Genomic DNA, 438 nt, shown 5'->3' with positions numbered 1-438 from the left:
CGAGGACGCCCATGGACCAGGCGTCGGAGACGATGTGGTGCATCGTCACGAGCAGGACGTGCGCCTCTTCTGAAAGCCGCAGCAGCGAGGTGCGCAGGAGCGGCCCGTGGACGAGGTGGAAGGGCTGGCGGGCCTCGCGGGTGGCGAGGCGCAACGTCTGCGCTTCGCTCGCGGCTGCGTCCAGGGCTGACAGGTCTTCCACCGGAAGGGCCCATGTGGACGGCGCGTGGATGCGCTGGAAGGGCTGGCCTTCCTGCTCGAAGAAGGTGGTGCGCAGGGCTTCGTGGCGCTGGACGAGCGCTTCGAAGGCGCGGCGCAAGGCCTCCACGTCCAGGCGCCCGGAGAGGCGCAGGGCGACGGGGAGATTGTAGGACGCGTCGTCCGGCGCGAGTTGGTCGAGGAACCAGAGGCGCTGCTGCGCGAAGGACAGGGGCTGGG

The 438-nt window shown here is 70.3% G+C and carries 1 protein-coding gene; it reads right to left on the bottom strand.

What is annotated here, in order from left to right; genetic code table 11:
• On the bottom strand, window positions 1-438 hold a 438-nt coding region (locus D7V97_RS43750; protein WP_147445290.1), incomplete at both ends, for a condensation domain-containing protein.

The organism is Corallococcus sp. CA053C (assembly GCF_003611675.1).
Taxonomy (GTDB): Bacteria; Myxococcota; Myxococcia; order Myxococcales; family Myxococcaceae; genus Corallococcus.
Note: the sequence above shows the minus strand (reverse complement) of the source record. Positions and strands in the feature narration are given on the sequence as shown.